This is a genomic window from Shinella sp. BE166, from assembly GCF_051201095.1.
Taxonomy (GTDB): Bacteria; Pseudomonadota; Alphaproteobacteria; order Rhizobiales; family Rhizobiaceae; genus Shinella; species Shinella lacus.
On the sequence record NZ_JBPEHL010000003.1, the window covers coordinates 47306 to 62334 of the forward strand.

At 64.3% G+C, this 15029-nt stretch carries 14 protein-coding genes; all 14 read right to left on the reverse strand.

From position 1 onward, the window contains the following. Positions 1-49 precede the first annotated feature (49 nt). The 14 genes from J2Y63_RS07660 to J2Y63_RS07725 all read right to left on the reverse strand — a co-directional run bounded on the left by J2Y63_RS07660 (position 50) and on the right by J2Y63_RS07725 (position 15029). Positions 50-991, reverse strand: a complete 942-nt coding sequence (locus tag J2Y63_RS07660) for a bifunctional helix-turn-helix transcriptional regulator/GNAT family N-acetyltransferase (protein WP_435265563.1) — start codon at positions 989-991, stop codon at positions 50-52. A gap of 125 nt (positions 992-1116) precedes the next feature. Then, on the reverse strand, positions 1117-2010 hold the full coding sequence (locus J2Y63_RS07665; RefSeq protein ID WP_435265564.1) for a sugar phosphate isomerase/epimerase family protein: 894 nt from the start codon (positions 2008-2010) through the stop codon (positions 1117-1119). A gap of 13 nt (positions 2011-2023) precedes the next feature. Then, entirely contained in the window at positions 2024-3067 is a 1044-nt protein-coding gene (locus J2Y63_RS07670) for an ABC transporter permease (protein WP_435265565.1), read from the reverse strand. A gap of 15 nt (positions 3068-3082) precedes the next feature. Continuing rightward, the gene (locus J2Y63_RS07675) at positions 3083-4567 is read right to left on the reverse strand and encodes a sugar ABC transporter ATP-binding protein (protein ID WP_435265566.1); all 1485 of its coding nucleotides are present in this window, start codon (positions 4565-4567) and stop codon (positions 3083-3085) included. Between the two features lie 132 nt (positions 4568-4699). Beyond that, positions 4700-5887, reverse strand: coding sequence for a sugar ABC transporter substrate-binding protein (locus J2Y63_RS07680; RefSeq protein ID WP_435265567.1), 1188 nt, complete (start codon positions 5885-5887; stop codon positions 4700-4702). 433 nt (positions 5888-6320) lie between these two features. Then, complete coding sequence (locus tag J2Y63_RS07685; RefSeq protein WP_435265568.1) at positions 6321-7094, reverse strand: SDR family NAD(P)-dependent oxidoreductase; 774 nt, start codon at positions 7092-7094, stop codon at positions 6321-6323. A 48-nt stretch (positions 7095-7142) separates the two neighbouring features. Continuing rightward, the gene (gene aldA, locus J2Y63_RS07690) at positions 7143-8579 is read right to left on the reverse strand and encodes an aldehyde dehydrogenase (RefSeq protein ID WP_435265569.1); all 1437 of its coding nucleotides are present in this window, start codon (positions 8577-8579) and stop codon (positions 7143-7145) included. A gap of 29 nt (positions 8580-8608) precedes the next feature. Beyond that, positions 8609-9604, reverse strand: a complete 996-nt coding sequence (locus tag J2Y63_RS07695) for a zinc-binding dehydrogenase (RefSeq protein WP_435265570.1) — start codon at positions 9602-9604, stop codon at positions 8609-8611. Positions 9605-9612: 8 nt separating this feature from the next. Next, a complete protein-coding gene (locus J2Y63_RS07700) occupies positions 9613-10404 on the reverse strand; it encodes an SDR family NAD(P)-dependent oxidoreductase (protein ID WP_435265571.1) in 792 nt (263 codons plus the stop codon). After that, entirely contained in the window at positions 10382-10909 is a 528-nt protein-coding gene (locus J2Y63_RS07705) for a 2,4'-dihydroxyacetophenone dioxygenase family protein (protein ID WP_435265572.1), read from the reverse strand. The genes J2Y63_RS07700 and J2Y63_RS07705 overlap by 23 nt, the downstream gene beginning before the upstream one ends. Before the next feature lie 11 nt (positions 10910-10920). Continuing rightward, the gene (locus J2Y63_RS07710) at positions 10921-12582 is read right to left on the reverse strand and encodes a GMC family oxidoreductase (protein ID WP_435265573.1); all 1662 of its coding nucleotides are present in this window, start codon (positions 12580-12582) and stop codon (positions 10921-10923) included. After that, entirely contained in the window at positions 12579-13673 is a 1095-nt protein-coding gene (locus tag J2Y63_RS07715; RefSeq protein WP_435265574.1) for an ABC transporter ATP-binding protein, read from the reverse strand. Before J2Y63_RS07715 ends, J2Y63_RS07710 begins: the two co-directional genes overlap by 4 nt. A 4-nt stretch (positions 13674-13677) precedes the next feature. After that, positions 13678-14787 carry an ABC transporter ATP-binding protein gene (locus tag J2Y63_RS07720; RefSeq protein ID WP_435265575.1) on the reverse strand — a complete coding sequence of 370 codons (1110 nt, stop codon included), beginning with the start codon at positions 14785-14787 and terminating at the stop codon, positions 13678-13680. After that, positions 14787-15029, reverse strand: coding sequence for a hypothetical protein (locus tag J2Y63_RS07725; protein ID WP_435265576.1), 243 nt, complete (start codon positions 15027-15029; stop codon positions 14787-14789). Before J2Y63_RS07725 ends, J2Y63_RS07720 begins: the two co-directional genes overlap by 1 nt.

The following is a 15029-nucleotide window of genomic DNA, read 5'->3' on the forward strand; positions in this document are numbered from 1 at the left end:
CCGGAGAAGAAGACCGTGGGGTGATCGAGACCGCAAGCAGGGCTTGTCGTCAAGGGCGCAGCCGGACGAAGCGTTGTTCCATGACCTGTCTGCCCCACTGAGCGCCAGATTGCTCTTCTGTACAACTGAAGCCAAAAGCCTCGTAGAGGTGGCGGGCAGCCAGAAGACCGCTGAACGTCCAGAGGTGCGTTTCCGCGAAACCCTGCGCGTCCACGAAGCCGAGTGCGGCGGAAAGCAGCTTGCGGCCCACTCCGCCGCCACGCACACCCTCATCGACGATAAACCAACGCAAGTGCGCTTTGTCTTCGCCAAGGTCCTCACCGTCGATCGCAACCGAGCCGATGATCTCGCCACCACGCGTCGCGGTCCAGATCGCATTGCGGGGGCTTTCCAAACGGTTGCAGAATTCAGCGAGGCCGCCGGCAACGACGCTCTCGAACTTTTGGCCGAAACCGGATGTCCTTGCATAATAGAGCGCGTGCATTTGGGTGATGCGGGCGATGAGGCCGGTCTGGTATCCCTGGACGATCTCGATGGTAGGAGCCGCAATCCCTTCGCCAGCGGCGGCCCCAAGGGCCGCCGTGTAGAGTCGCAGCCCCTCCAGTACCACGCGCTCTTGCCCCGTCTCCAAATGGCCGAGGGCATTGGCAACCTGCGCGCCCGCATAGGCATGGATCGCCTGCACGCGCTGTTTGCCGGCGGGTGTCAGCGAAAGCATCTTGACGCGGCCGTCTTCTTCCCCCGCATCCTCGCTGACATCGCCAGCTTCCACCAGCTTGCGCAGCATCCGGCTAACGCTCGACTTTTCGAGACGGAGGCGAACCCCAAGCTCACGCGCAGTCATGCCGCCCTGTTCGATCTCGATCAACGGATGGACGGCCGAAGGGGACAGATCCGTCCCAGCAAAATCGCCGCCCATAAAGCCCCATTCGCGCACCATCGAACGCGAGGCGGCGCGGATTTCCTCAACCAATCGTGGGGAGGTGCTCATTCGGGACTCTCAATTAATATGGTTGCATAATACAACTATATTAATTGAGAAAGCAAGGATGCAGAACTTCGAAGTTTGCCTAAGGAGACAGCCGCTCGACACATCGGAGGCGACGGCGCTCAACCTCACGGAAGCGCCGATCTCGCCGCTTCCCTGCCGACTTCCTTCGCTGACTGCTGGTGCGCGGTGATGAAGCCCTTCGCGTGGCGTGCGAGGTCTTCGCCGTCGGTCCAGAGGTTCCGCCAGATGCCGAGGATGCCGCAGAGGGGTTGGCCGACGACGGTGGAGGAAAAGGATTCGAAGACGATGGGGCCGGCATAGTTGATCCGGGCGAGCCCGTTGAAGATCGCCACGAAATCCACCGAGCCGGCGCCGAGATAGCCTCGGTTCGATTCTCCGATGTGAAAATAGCCGAGGTGCTCGCCGGCATCGACGATCGCCATCTCGACGTCGGCTTCCTCGATGTTCATGTGGTAGGAATCGAGGTGGACCTTGACGTTGGGCAGGCCGACCCGCTTGCACAGCTCGACGCCCTGGCCGGCGGTGTTGAGCACATTGGTCTCGTAGCGGTTGACGACTTCGAGGCCGAGCGTGATGCCATGCCGGGCGGCCTCCTCGCCGATGCGCGACAGGACGTCCACGGCACCGGCAATGCCTGCGGCGGTCGGCGGTTCGCTGTATTTCTGGAAGGCGGAATAGAGGATGCCGCAGACATGCGACGAGCCGAGTTCGGCGGCAGCGGCGAGGACTTCGCGCAGCCGCGTCTCGCCGGCCCGCACGCGGTCCGGATCACCGCTCGATATGTCGCTTGCGGCATCGAGGCCGAGCGAGAGGTTGGCCCGGATGCCCGCCTTCTGCAACTCCTTTGCGGTGAAGGCGATGTCCATGGCCTTCGGGTCGGGCGCGGAGATTTCGATGATGTCGAAGCCGAGTTCGGCGGTCTTGTTGACCGCCAGGACACACTCCTCGCGGCTCCAGTCGCGCACCCAGACATTGGCGTGCAGCCCAAGCTTGTTCATGCTGTCCTCCTCGTCAGACGCGTGTCATGCTGCGGCGGCGCCACTGGTCAAAGATGACGACGACCACGATGACGACCCCTTGCGCGATACGCTGCCAGAACGGGCTGACATCGAGCAGGTTGAGGCCGTTGCCGAGCACCCCGATGATGGTAGCGCCGATGATCGATCCCCAGACGCCGCCCTCGCCGCCGAACAGATTGGTGCCGCCGATGACGACGGAGGCAATCGAGCGCAGCTCCTCGCCTTCTGCCATCAGCGCATTGCCGGAGTTGAGCCGCCCGACAAGGATGATGCCGGCAATCGCGGCCAACAGGCCGGAGATGGCATAGGTCATGATCTTGGTGCGGGTGATGCTGATGCCGGACGAATGCGCGGCCGCGCGGTTGCCGCCGACGGCATAGATGGCGCGGCCGAGCGCCGTGTAGCGCAGGACGTACCAGCCGGCCACTGCACAGAGCAGCGCAATGAGCGCGCTTACCGGCACGCCGAAGAGCTGGCCGCCGCCGACCCAGGTCAGCGTTTCCGGCAGTTGCCGGGTGGCATTGAACGAGGGCACCGGCATGCCATCCGTCACCAGCAGCGCGGCGCCGCGGAAAGCCGTCATCGTGCCGAGTGTCGCGATGAAATCCGGGATCTTGAACGTGGAAATCAGCCAGCCATTGAGCGCGCCCGCGACGACACCGACGGCAAGGCCGATCAGGATCGCCACCGGCGGCGGCACGAAGCCGAGATCGACGCCGAACAGCACCAGCGACTGCGTGAGCAGGACGGCCGTTATCGACCCCGCCAGTGCGGCGATGGCCGCGACGGACAAGTCGATGCCGCCGGTCAGGATGACGAATGTCTGCCCCACCGCCAGAATGGCGACGAAGGCGGACTGGCGCGCCACGTTGGAGAGGTTGTCGAAGGTCAGGAAGTTGGACGTCGCGAAGGCGAGATAGGCCATCAGCAGGACGAGCGCGATCAGCGGACCGGCCTGGAAGACGACCCCCTTGATCTTCGCCCCGCGGCCACCCACGGCCGCTGCCGGCGTGTCCGAATTCTTTTCCGCACTCATGCTGTCTCCCACTTCCTAGCTCGCATAGCGCAGCATGTTCTGCTGCGTAATCTCGTCTCGCGGCAACTCCGCCGAAAGCCGCCCGCCCCGCATGACCAGCACGCGATCCGCCATGCCGATCAACTCGTTGAGTTCCGAGGAGATCATCAGGATCGACGCACCTTCCGACACCAGCCGGCTCATCACCGCAAAAACCTCCGCCTTGGCGCCGACATCGATGCCGCGCGTCGGCTCGTCGAAAATCAGGATCCGCGCACCGCTCGACATCCAGCGCGCCAGGATGACCTTCTGCTGGTTGCCGCCGCTGAAGAAGAAGAGCTTGTGCGTGGTGGAGGCCGGCCGGATGCGCAGGTCCGAAATGTAGCGCTTGCCCTCCTCGCGCTCGCGCACGAGATCGAGCCGCGACAGCAGCGACTTGCCGGCCAGCCAGGACAGGCTGAGATTGGGGCCGACCGGCTGCATGGGCACGAGGCTTTGGCGGCGGTCGCGTGAAATCAGGCCGAGGCCCGCCGCGATCGCATCGGAGGAATGGCGGAAATCGGCGCGTTTGCCCTCGACCTCGATCGACCCGGCCTTCACCGTCTGCAAGCCGAACAGCGCGCCTGCGATCTCCGCCTGCCCCGCGCCCATCAGGCCGTAGATGCCGAGGATCTCGCCGCGGCGAAGCGAGAAGGACAGGTCCTTCAGCGTGCCGCCGGAGGCAAGGTTTTCGACGGCCAGCACCGGCGCGCCGAGGGCCACCGTCTCCTTGGGAAACTGTTCTTCCAGCCTGCGGCCGACCATCAGGCCGATCACCGTGTCCTCGTCCGCTCTTTCAGCGGGCAGCGTATCGACGACGATGCCGTCGCGCAGGATCGTCACGCGGTCGGCGATCATCGGGATTTCGGACAGGTGGTGCGAAATATAGATGATGCCGTGGCCGCGCTGCTTGAGGCGGCGGATGACGTCGAATAACCGGCTCCGCTCGCTGTCCGACAGCGCCGAGGTAGGCTCGTCGAGCAGCAGGATGCGCGGGCCGCGCGCCAGCACGCGGGTGATCTCGATCAGTTGCTGCTCGGCCACTTCGAGCGTGCGCACCTCGGCCGTCGGATCGATGGCGACGCCCAGCGCCTCCAGCGCGTGCCGCGCCGCCTCATGGGCCTTGCCCCAGTTGATCTTGCCAAAGGCATTGCGCGGCAAGCGGCCGAGAAAGATGTTTTCCGTGACACTCAGCGCCGGAATGAGGCTCAGTTCCTGATGCACCAGGCCAATGCCGAGTTCCGTGGCGAGCGTCGGCGTAAGGGCCGAAACCCGTTTGCCGCCGATCTCGATGTCTCCGGCGGTCGGCGCATGTTCGCCGGCGAGGATCTTCATCAGCGTCGACTTGCCGGCGCCATTCTCGCCGAGAAGCACCTGCACTTCGCCCGCACGCACGTCGAGCGAGATCGACTTCAAGGCCACGACGCCGGGAAAACGCTTCTCGATATTTTCGAGTTTCAGAAGGATTTCGTGCTGGTCCATACGCCTCGACTACCATTCAACCGGCACCGAGCGTGCCGCTTCATCTCCTGACACCGCGCCTCGCCTCGCAGGCGAACGGCGGCGCGGGGCACCTCTTCAAGAGAAGATGCGCCCCGCGTCCTGGGAGAAACCTTAGTTGGCTTTCTTGCAATTCGTCCGGATGGTCTTCCAGTCGATCGCTTCGAGCTTCGGCTCGGGGTAGAAGTTGCGCGCATTCGCCTCGTAGACGGTGCGCGGGCGGATATCGAAGGTCTTCGGCACTTCGAGGCCGCAGGCGAGCTCGACAGCGAACTTGGTGCCGAACCAGCCCCAATCGGCAAAGCCGTGGGTCGTTTCGGCAATCATCTTGCCTTCGGCAATGCGGTCGACCGATTCCGGCGTCACGTCATTGGTGAAGACCGCCACCTTCTTGTCGCCGATGTTCGCACCGTCCTGCACGGTTTCGAGACGACCGCTGGAGCCGGCGACGAGCATGGCGCCGAGGCCCATTTCGTTCGATGCGGCCCAGATGAAGTCGAGGTTCTCCGGGTTGGCCTGAAGAATATCCTCGGCGCAGCGCGTGCCCTTCTCGCGGTTCCAGTCGCCGGCGCAGGTGCCGCCGACGATCTCGATGCCCGGGAACTGTTCGAGCACCTTGCGGAAGCCGTTGAGGCGGGCCGTCGAGAAGAAGCCGCCGGCAACGCCTTCGATGATGGCGCCGCGCGCCTTGATCTTGGCCTTGTCCTCATCGGAAAGTTTTGCGGCAAGATCCTGCCAGAACTTCAGGTCGAGATAGGCGCCGGGCTCGACGGTGACCTTGTCGCCCGTGCCCAGCACGCCCGGACCGCCGAAATAATCGACGACCGAATAGGCGCTGACTTCGGCGCCCTGCGTGTTGTCGAAGCCGATATAGGACGAGACGTTCACGCCGTCGATCGGCTCCAGCAGGTTGACGATGATGACCGGGATGCCGGCTTCTGTGGCGCGAATAAGCGCAGGCTTGACGGTCGCGACTTCAGCCGGCGACACGGCGATCAGGTCGACCTTCCGCTGGATCATGTCCTCGATGATGCTGACCTGCTCGGCAAACGCCGTCGGGCTGGTCGGCGACTTGGTCAGGACCGTGACGTTGAAGCCATTCTTGTTGGCGTCCGCGGCGGCCAGTTCGAAGAAGTTCGTCGCGGTCTTGAAGACGCCGGTAATGTCCGGCGGCACCCAGCCGATCGTGATGTCGATATTGTCGCCTTCCTGTGCCACGGCCGGCGCGGCACTAAATGCCGGCCAGAGTGCAACAGTCGCGGCCGCAGCAAACAATGATGCTTTTGCGAGCGTCTTGAACATAGCTCCCTCCCTGTCGAAAAAATCTCCTCCAACGTGCGCAATGGGCGCCGATCGGCGCTCCCACCCCTCACGTTAATCGGATGCTAGACAAAGCGATAAGGTAATTCAACTACATTTTTTGCGATTATGATCACAATCTTTTGCGTTACTTTCGGCGGATTTGGCGCAAAACCGGTGTCGCGGCAGATCAGACTCAACCAATCTGCCGCGTCATAATGTAGTTAAGCTACTTAATTCTCCTCATGCGCAAAGCGCACCAAATTCTTGCGCGCTGGCTCTGTCCATCTAAGGACCGCGCAGGCTGAAGGCCTAATTTGTCATGTTGTACGTATAGCATGTCAGGATAATGATTCAAGGCCGAAAGCTTCGGCAAGTCTTGCGCCCGCGCCGCGAAATTGCAGCGCGGGCAGCGAGATAAATGCCACCTGCGGCCTTACCAGCAGGTGTAACCGGCATCCGCCGTGACGATCGAACCCGTCATCAGGCTGGAGGCGTCGGAGGCTAGGAACAGCACGATCGCGGCGATCTCGTCCGGCTGGCCGAGCCGGTGCATCGGCGTCATGTCCAGCCACTGCTCGTACATCGGCTTGTCCTCCTTGGCGAAGGTCAGGAGCGGCGTGTCGATATAAGTCGGCGCCACGGAATTCACCCGCACGCCGCGCGTCGCCCATTCGGCGGCGAACGAGCGGGTCATGTGATGCACGCCGGCCTTGGCCGCGTTGTAATGGACCTGCTGCTGCGGCCGGTTGACGATGGTGCCGGACATGGAGCCGATCGTGACGATCGATCCCTTGCCCTTCGCCAGCATGTGTTTTCCGAAGGCCCGGCACGAGCGGAAGGCGCCGTTGAGGTTGATGTTGATCATCCGCTCCCAGTCGGCATCCGACAGGTCTTCCCCTGGCACGCCCGCCTGGGCGATCCCGGCATTGGCGACGAGGATATCCGCCGCCCGGCCGGCGCTCGCCAGCCGATCCGCCACCGCATTGACCGACGCGCTGTCGCCGATGTCGATCACGTCCGCCTCGACGGAATAGCCCTTGGCGGCCAGCGCCGCGCGGCCGGCTTCACTGCGCTCGACGCTGATATCGGTGAGCACGACATGTGCGCCCGCCTCGCAGAGCGCCTCGGCGCAGGCGAGCCCGATCCCCTGCCCGGCGCCGGTGACCACCGCCACGCGGCCGGACAGATCGAATTTCTGAAGATACATACCGTTCCTTTCTGGCCGCCGGTCGCGGCCCATGCCTCGCGGCCACCCTCACCCGTGCTGGATGTAGACGGCCTGCGTCTCCATATATTCGTAGAAGCCGTGTTTGCCGTCCGCACCGCCGATACCGGATTTCTTGCGGCCGGCGTGAAAACCCTGATAGGCCTCGCCGTTCTCGCGGTTGATATAGGTCTCGCCGAATTGCAGGCGCCGCGTGACCTGCATCGCCTTGTTGAGATCCTGCGTATAGAGCGAAGATGTCAGGCCGTATTCGGTGTCATTGGCATGATAGACCGCCTCGTCGGCATCGTTGACGACGGCGATCGGCGCGACGGGACCGAAGATTTCCTTGCGCATGATCTCCATGTCCGGCGTGCAGCCGGTGAGCACAGTCGGCTCGTAATGGTGGCCGCGGTTGCGATCGGCACGCTGCCCGCCAAGCGCCACGGTAGCGCCCGCCTGCCGCGCCCGGTCGACCATGGCTTCCACTTTGCCAAGCTGCACCGCGTTGACCAGCGGCCCCATATCAACATCGCGTTCCGTCAGCGGATCGCCATAGCTGACGGCCGCCATGCGCTTGATGAAACGTTCGGTAAAATCGTCCGCCACCTGGCGCTCGACGAAGATGCGTTCGGCGCAATTGCAAACCTGGCCGGTGTTGATGATGCGCGAGGCGGTGATCGCCTCGACCGCGAGATCGAGGTCGGCATCCTTCAGCACGATGGCCGGCGCCTTGCCGCCGAGTTCGAGATTGACCCGCGTGAGGTTCTTCGCCGCCGCCTCCATGATGGCGACGCCCGTCGGCACGCTGCCGGTGAAGCTGACGAGGTCGATGCCGGTGTGGCCGGACAGCGCGGCACCGGTCGTGCGGCCGCGGCCCGAGACCATGTTGAACACGCCTTTCGGCAGGCCGACCTCGTCGGCTAATTCCGCGAATAGGAAGGCATTGAGCGGCGTCTCCTCGCTGGGCTTCACCACGATCGTGTTGCCCGCCACCAGCGCCGGCGCGAGCTTGCGACCGATCAGATAGAACGGGAAGTTCCAGGGCAGGATACCGGCGACGACGCCGATCGGCACGCGGTTCAGGTATATCGTCTCGCCCTTGCGGTCGCTGGCGATGATCTCGCCCTCGATGCGGCGCGCCCATTCGGCCATGTAGTCCATCAACCCGGCCATGCCGAGCACCTCGCCGCGCGCAAGGCCAAGCGTCTTGCCCTGTTCGCGGGAGATCGTCTCGGCCAGCACATCGACCTTATCGCGAATCTTGCCGGCGATTGCCTTGACGAAACCAGCGCGCTCAATGGGCGGCAGGTCGGCCCAGGCGGGCTGCGCCTTGCGCGCCGCATCCACGGCGGCATCGACGGTCTCGGCCGAGGCATCGGGTATTTCCGCGATCTGCTCCTCGGTTGCCGGGTTGTAGACGGCGATGCGATCGGAGGCACTGTCCTCGACAAACCGGCCGTCGATGTAATGGGTGTTCCTGGGCATGTCTTTCCTCCCGTAGTGCTGTGTTGTCATCAGGCATCCGGCGCGACGCGGGCGACGATCTTGCCCGTCACTGCGCGAGCACGCAGGCGCTGCAAGGCATCCGGAATGTCTTCGAGCGTGACGATCTCCTCCACCATCGGATCGAGCTTGCCCGCCGCAAGCCGCGCCATCAGGTCATCGCCCATGCGGGCGAAATCGCGCTGCGTCGGCACATGGCCGGCATTGTAGGCGCCGCCGAGCCCGATCTCGTGAATGGACGCGGCATAGGTATAGGACGGCACGTCGGTCATGACAGGCAGCGGATCGACCGAGACGAGATGCCCGTTATAATGCACGAAAGCGAGCGACTTGCGGGCGTCGCCGGGGTTGGCCACTTCCACCATGACGTCCACGCCATAGCCGCCTTCCGTCTCGGCCTTCACCTTTTTCAGAAGATCCGGATCGCGATAATCGAAGACGATATCGGCGCCGAAAGCGCGCACCGCATCGAAGTGCTCGGTACGCGTGAGCGCAATCACCTTCGCGCCGGCCTGATGGGCAAGCTGCGTCGCAAACCCGCCGACGCCGCCATTGGCGCCCTGGACGAGAACGGTCTGCCCCGCCTCGATCCGCGCCTTGCGAAAGAGCGCCTGATAGGCGGTGTAACCAGCGCAGGGAACCGCGGCCGCGTCGGTAAAGCTGATGCCCTCCGGCAGGCGGGATGTCGCATGGGCCGGTGCGAGGCAATATTCGGCAAAGACGCCGGACTTCCAGAGGTTGTTGTGCACCACCACCCGTTCGCCGACTTTCCAGCCTTCAACGCCGTGACCGACCGCGTCAATGATGCCGGCCGCATCGAGCCCCAGCACATGGGGATAGATCCATTCCGGCTTGTGATCGAGCGCCAGCTTCCAGTCGACCGGGTTGATCGAAACGGCGATGACCTTGAGGCGCAGCTGGCCCGGTCCCGGCTCTGGGATCGGCAGGTCGGCCAGGACCACGTCGTCAAGCCGGGCCTTTGCATCGGAAACAACAATCGCCTTCATAGGGTGCCTCATGTGATCAGGTAGCCGCCATCGATGACCAGCACGCTGCCGGTAACGAAGCTCGCAAGCGGAGAGGAAAGATAAAGGACGCCGCCGGCAAGTTCGGCCGGTTCGCCCCAGCGGTTGAGCGGCGTGCGGGCGACGATGGCCGCGTTGCGTTCCGCGTTTTCGCGAAGGCCCTTGGTCAGCGGCGTGGCGATCCAGCCGGGCGCGATGGCATTCACGCGAATGCCATCGGCCGCATAGGCAATCGCCAGCGACTTGGTGAGCTGCGCGATGCCGCCCTTGGAGGCCGAGTAACCGGGCACCAGCCCGCCGCCGAAGAAAGACAGCATAGAGGCGGTGTTGACGATCGTGCCGCCGGTTTCTGCAAGGCGCGGACGAGCGGCGGCGCAAACGCGCATCGAGCCGTTGAGATTGATGTCGACGACCTCGGCGAAGACGTCCGGTTCGAGTTCGTCATTGCGGCGGATAATGCCGGCGCAGTTCACCACATGATCGAGCCGTGGCAGGCCGGCGATGAGGGCATCGACGGCCGACTTGTCGCGCACGTCGAGCGTGGCGAAGAGCACACCCTTCATCTCGGGCCGGTCTCCGGCGGCGGCGATCTCGGCGTCGGTGACGCCCGTTGCCACCACGTCCGCACCGAGCGCGATGAAGGCCTGGCAGATCGCGGCACCGATGCCGGAAGTCCCGCCGCTCACCAGCACTTGCCGGCCCTCGAACAGGCCGGGGCGTAGGTAGGCGGCGGGGTTGCCGATCGCGCGGGTCCGCCCGTCAGCGGATGAATTGGTCGACATAATCCGCTCCCAGCCCAACCGCCTCGTAATGCGCACGACACATGTCGATCTTGGTGAACACGTCCTCGAAGCCGAGCGGTTCGCCATAGGCATCGACGTAATACATGATGCCGTTGACCTGGAAGAAGGTGATCATCTCCTCCACGTCATCGGGCACGACCAGCGTGTGCGTCTCGCCCGGCGGCTCGAAGACGTAGCCGCCCTCTTCGGCGACCCAGTCATGCTCCAGATAATGCCAGCGGCCCTTCAGCACGAAGCCGTGCACCGCCTGGGGATGGCGGTGGCGGCTGAGCACACCGGACTTGCGCACCTTCAACAGGTTCATCCAGTAGCCGGCGGAGCGGTTGAGGCAGAGCGGGCGGAACCAGACGTTGGTGCCCTGCGGCACCCAGACCCGATCATCAACGGGGATCGCGTCGGGAATGACGATATCCGGCAGCGACTCCTTCGGCATGGGAAACTGGTAGGGCATGCGCGGGTTGGGATCGGTCTTCATGGGAGGCATCGGCGTCTTCCTCAGGCTGTCTGGAGTGTGCTGGGCTCGCGCCGTGGCGCGATGCCCGCAGGCTGGCGGCGCCTTGCGCCGGTGATAAATTCCACCGCCTTGTCGGCGACGACCAGCACGGCCGCATTGGTGTTGCCGGCAATTATGGTCGGGATCGCGGATGCATCGATGACCCGCAGCCCCTCGACGCCGCGCACCCGCATATCGGCACCGAGCACGCCGCCGGCCTCGCCTTCGCGCGCCATGCGGCAGGTGCCGACCGGATGATAGACGGTCTTGACGAAGCGCTTTGCGTGTTCAGCGAGGTCCGCATCGGACATCTTGTCCGGGCCGGGGAAGATTTCGCGCGCGATCATCGAGCGCAGCGGCTCCTGCTGAAGGATTTCGCGGGCGCGGCGCACGCCGCCGATCGACAGGCGCAGGTCTTCGGGGTCGGCCAGATAGTTCGGATCAACCAGCGGCTGGTCCTTCGGATCGGCGGAGGCGAGCTGCACCGAGCCGCGCGACCGGGGCTTGGCGACGCAGGAATTGAGCGTCAGGCCATGGCTTGCCTGCTGGTCGGTATGGTCCTTGTCGAGATAGACCGTCGGCACGCAAAACTGCTGGATCTTCGGATCGTTGGAGAGATCGTCCGGATCGAAGAAGGCGCCGGCCTCCACGCCGTTGGACGTCACCGGCCCGGTCCGGTTCACAAGATATTCGAGACCGTTGCGCATCTGCTTCCAGCCACGGTCGTGGCCGTAATAGCCATAGGGACCATTGCAGAGCGCCACGACCGGCGTCTCGGTATGGTCCTGAAGATTGGTGCCGACGCCCGGCAGATCGACGAGCGCGTTGATGCCGTGGGTTTTGAGATGATCGGCCGGGCCGATGCCGGAGAGCATCAGCAGCTTCGGCGTCGCGATGGCACCGGCGGCAAGCAGCACCTCGCCGTCGCAACGGGCTTCCACCACCGTCCGCCCCTCACCCTGCGAATAGCGCACGCCGACGGCGCGGCCGTTCTCGATGATCAGCGAATGGACGAGGCAGGAAGTCTTCACATCGAGCCGGCCACTCTCCATGGCAGGTCGCAGGAAGGCATCGACCGTGGAGCAGCGGCGGCCATCGCGGGTCGTCACCTGATAGGCGCCGACGCCACGCTGGCTGCGGCCGTTGAAGTCGCTGTTGTGCGGCAGACCGATGCCCTGCGCGGCGAGTACGAAGGCGCGGGAGAGTTCGCAGATGTGTTCGAGATCTGAGACTTTCCACGGGCCGCCGACGCCGTGATAGTCGTCGTTCAGCCGCGCATTGTCCTCCATGCCGGTGAAGTAGGGCAGCAGTGCATCATAGGACCATTGCTCGTCGCCGATCTCGTCGGCCCAGCCGTCGTAGTCGGCAGGCTGGCCACGCATATAGACCATCGCATTGACCGACGAGCCGCCGCCGAGCACGCGGCCCTGCGGCACGATGGGCCTGCGGCCGCCAAGCCGCGCCTGCGCCACGGACTTGTAGAACCACATATATTTCTCGACGCCGAGCAGCTTGACGAAGCCGGCGGGCATGCGGATCAGCGGGTTGCGGTCGTCCGGCCCGGCTTCCAGCACGAGCACGCGGGCGCCGTGCTCGCCCGCGAGCTTGCCCGCCGCAAGGCAGCCCGCCGTTCCCCCGCCGACGACGATGTGGTCGTAGCTCATGCGACGATACTCTCCACCTTGCCGGCCTGCGAACGCGGGAAGAGCAGCAGGTGATCCGGATCGATCGACACCGGCACGGCCTCGCCGCGCTTGGGTGTCACCGAGGGGTGGGCGACCAGCGTGAAGCGCGTCTCGCCGACATCGACGAAGATCAGGTTCTGGTCCTGCAATTCCTCGGTGATGAAGACCTTGCCATCGAGACGCAGCGGACTGTCGCCGCCGATCGACAAGAAGTGCGGCCGGATGGCGGCAAGCCCGCCGTCGCCGATGTCCTGCGCTGCCGCATGCAGGCGTTGCGGCAAGGTAAGCTTGCGGCCTTCGAACTCGATCGACCACCCGCCATCCGCCGCCGCCACGCGGCAATCGAAGAAGTTGATCGGCGGCTCGCCGACGAAGCCGGCGACGAAGGCGTTCTTCGGCCGGGCATAAACCTCATCCGGCACCGCCATCTGCTGGATCTCGCCGTCGCTCATCACCATGACGCGGTCGGCGAGCGCCAAGGCCTCCTCCTGATCGTGGGTGACGTAGATCATCGTGTAGTTGAACTTCTGGTGCAGGCTCTTGATGAAGCGGCGCATGCGGTAGCGCTGGCGCGTGTCGAGATGCGAGATCGGCTCATCGAGCAGGAACACTTCGGGTTTGCGCACCAGCGCACGCGCCAGACCGACACGCTGCGCCTGGCCCGAAGAGAGGCCCTTCGGCTTCAGGTGCAGCAGCGCCGTGAGCTCCATCTTCTCGGCAATGTCGCGAACCTGGCGATCGATCTCCTTGCTGTCGACATTGGCAGAGCGCAGCGGAAAGGCGATGTTCTCGTAGATCGAGATGGTCGTGTAGAGCGCGTAGGATTCGAAGGACATCGCGACGTTGCGGTCTCGGGCGCGCACATCGTTGACACGCTTGCCGTCGAAGTAGATCGAGCCTTCTGTGACCGTCTCCAGGCCCGCGATCATGCGCATGGTCGAAGACTTGCCGCAGCCGGACGGGCCGAGGATGGCGACGAATTCGCCATCGGCGATCTCGAAATCGATGCCGTGCACGGCCTGGACGGCGCCGTAGCGCTTGACGAGTCTTTCGGCTTTGATGGAGGCCATGGGGTCAAACTCCTGCGGAAGGCGTGGCGTGCGTGACCGCCCGGGCGTTCTGGAACAAGTGGACGGCATCGCGCGGGAAGGCGATGGCGACGGTTTCGCCCACACCGAGCGACGTGCCGGCAGGCACCGAGACGGAGACCTGGTCATTGCCGATGCCGACAAGGGCGATCTTCATGTAGCCGAGGTTCTCGATGACATCGACACGGCCGCGCAGTGCATTGGAATCACCCTCGCGGGCAATCCGCACCTCGTTGGAACGGAAGCCGACCTGGATTTTCGAGCCGACCTCCTCGTTGAGATCGCTGACGGCTTCGGCCGCAAGCGAGGCGACCGGCATGCCATCCGCCGTTACGAAATCGACCCGGCCATCGTGGCGCCGCGGCTGCACGGAAATGAAGCTCATCGGCGGATCGCCGACAAAGGAGGCGACGAAAGCGTTTGCCGGCCGATGATAGAGATCGGCCGGTTTGCCGAGCTGCTCCAGCTTGCCGGCATTGAGCACGGCCACCCGGTCGCCAAGCGCCAGGGCCTCGCGTGACGACGTCGTGGTGAAGACGACGGTCGCCGACAAGTCCTCGGCGAGCGCTTTAAGTTCGGCGCGGATCTTGTGGCGCAGCTTCGCGTCGAGATGGCCGACCGGCTCATCTAGGAGATAAATGTCCGCCGGCCGGATGATCGCGCGGCCGAGTGCCACGCGCTGCCGCTGGCCGCCGGAGAGGAAACCGGGGCGTCGGTCGAGCAGGTGGCCGATGCCGAGAATGCCGGAGATTCGCTTGACGCGTTCCTCGACTTCCGCGCGGCCGATGCCCCGGGCCTTCAGAGGAAAGGCTAGGTTCTCGCCGACCGAGAGATGCGAATAGAGCGCATAGTTTTCGAAGGCCATCGCCGCGTCGCGCTTTTCCGGCGGCACGCGCAGGATGGAGATGCCGTTGCGTAGCACGTCGCCGCTGGTCGGCTTGGTGATGCCGGCGAGGATGTTGAGGAGCGTGCTCTTGCCGGCGCCGGCCGGACCGTAAATCACGAGGAACTCGCGGTCGCGCACCGTAAGATCGATCTTGCGAAGGGCGACCTTGGCGAGACCGTAGCGCTTGTGGACCGATTTCAGTTCGTACATCAGACGTCCTCCTGCATGAGGGCGGCAACTTCCGCCTCCGCCTGTTGGCGCTCGGCGATAAAGCGGCTGCGGGCGCGCACGACGAAGGCCGCCGAGATCACGAAAGCAACGATGTTCATGATGACCACCGACATCGACTGGCTGGGGAAATACGGCTCGATGAAGCCGAGCCAGACGAAGACGACGCCGACATAGAGAAGGATGACGCGGAAGCCGGTATCCCAGCCTTGACTGAAGCTCAT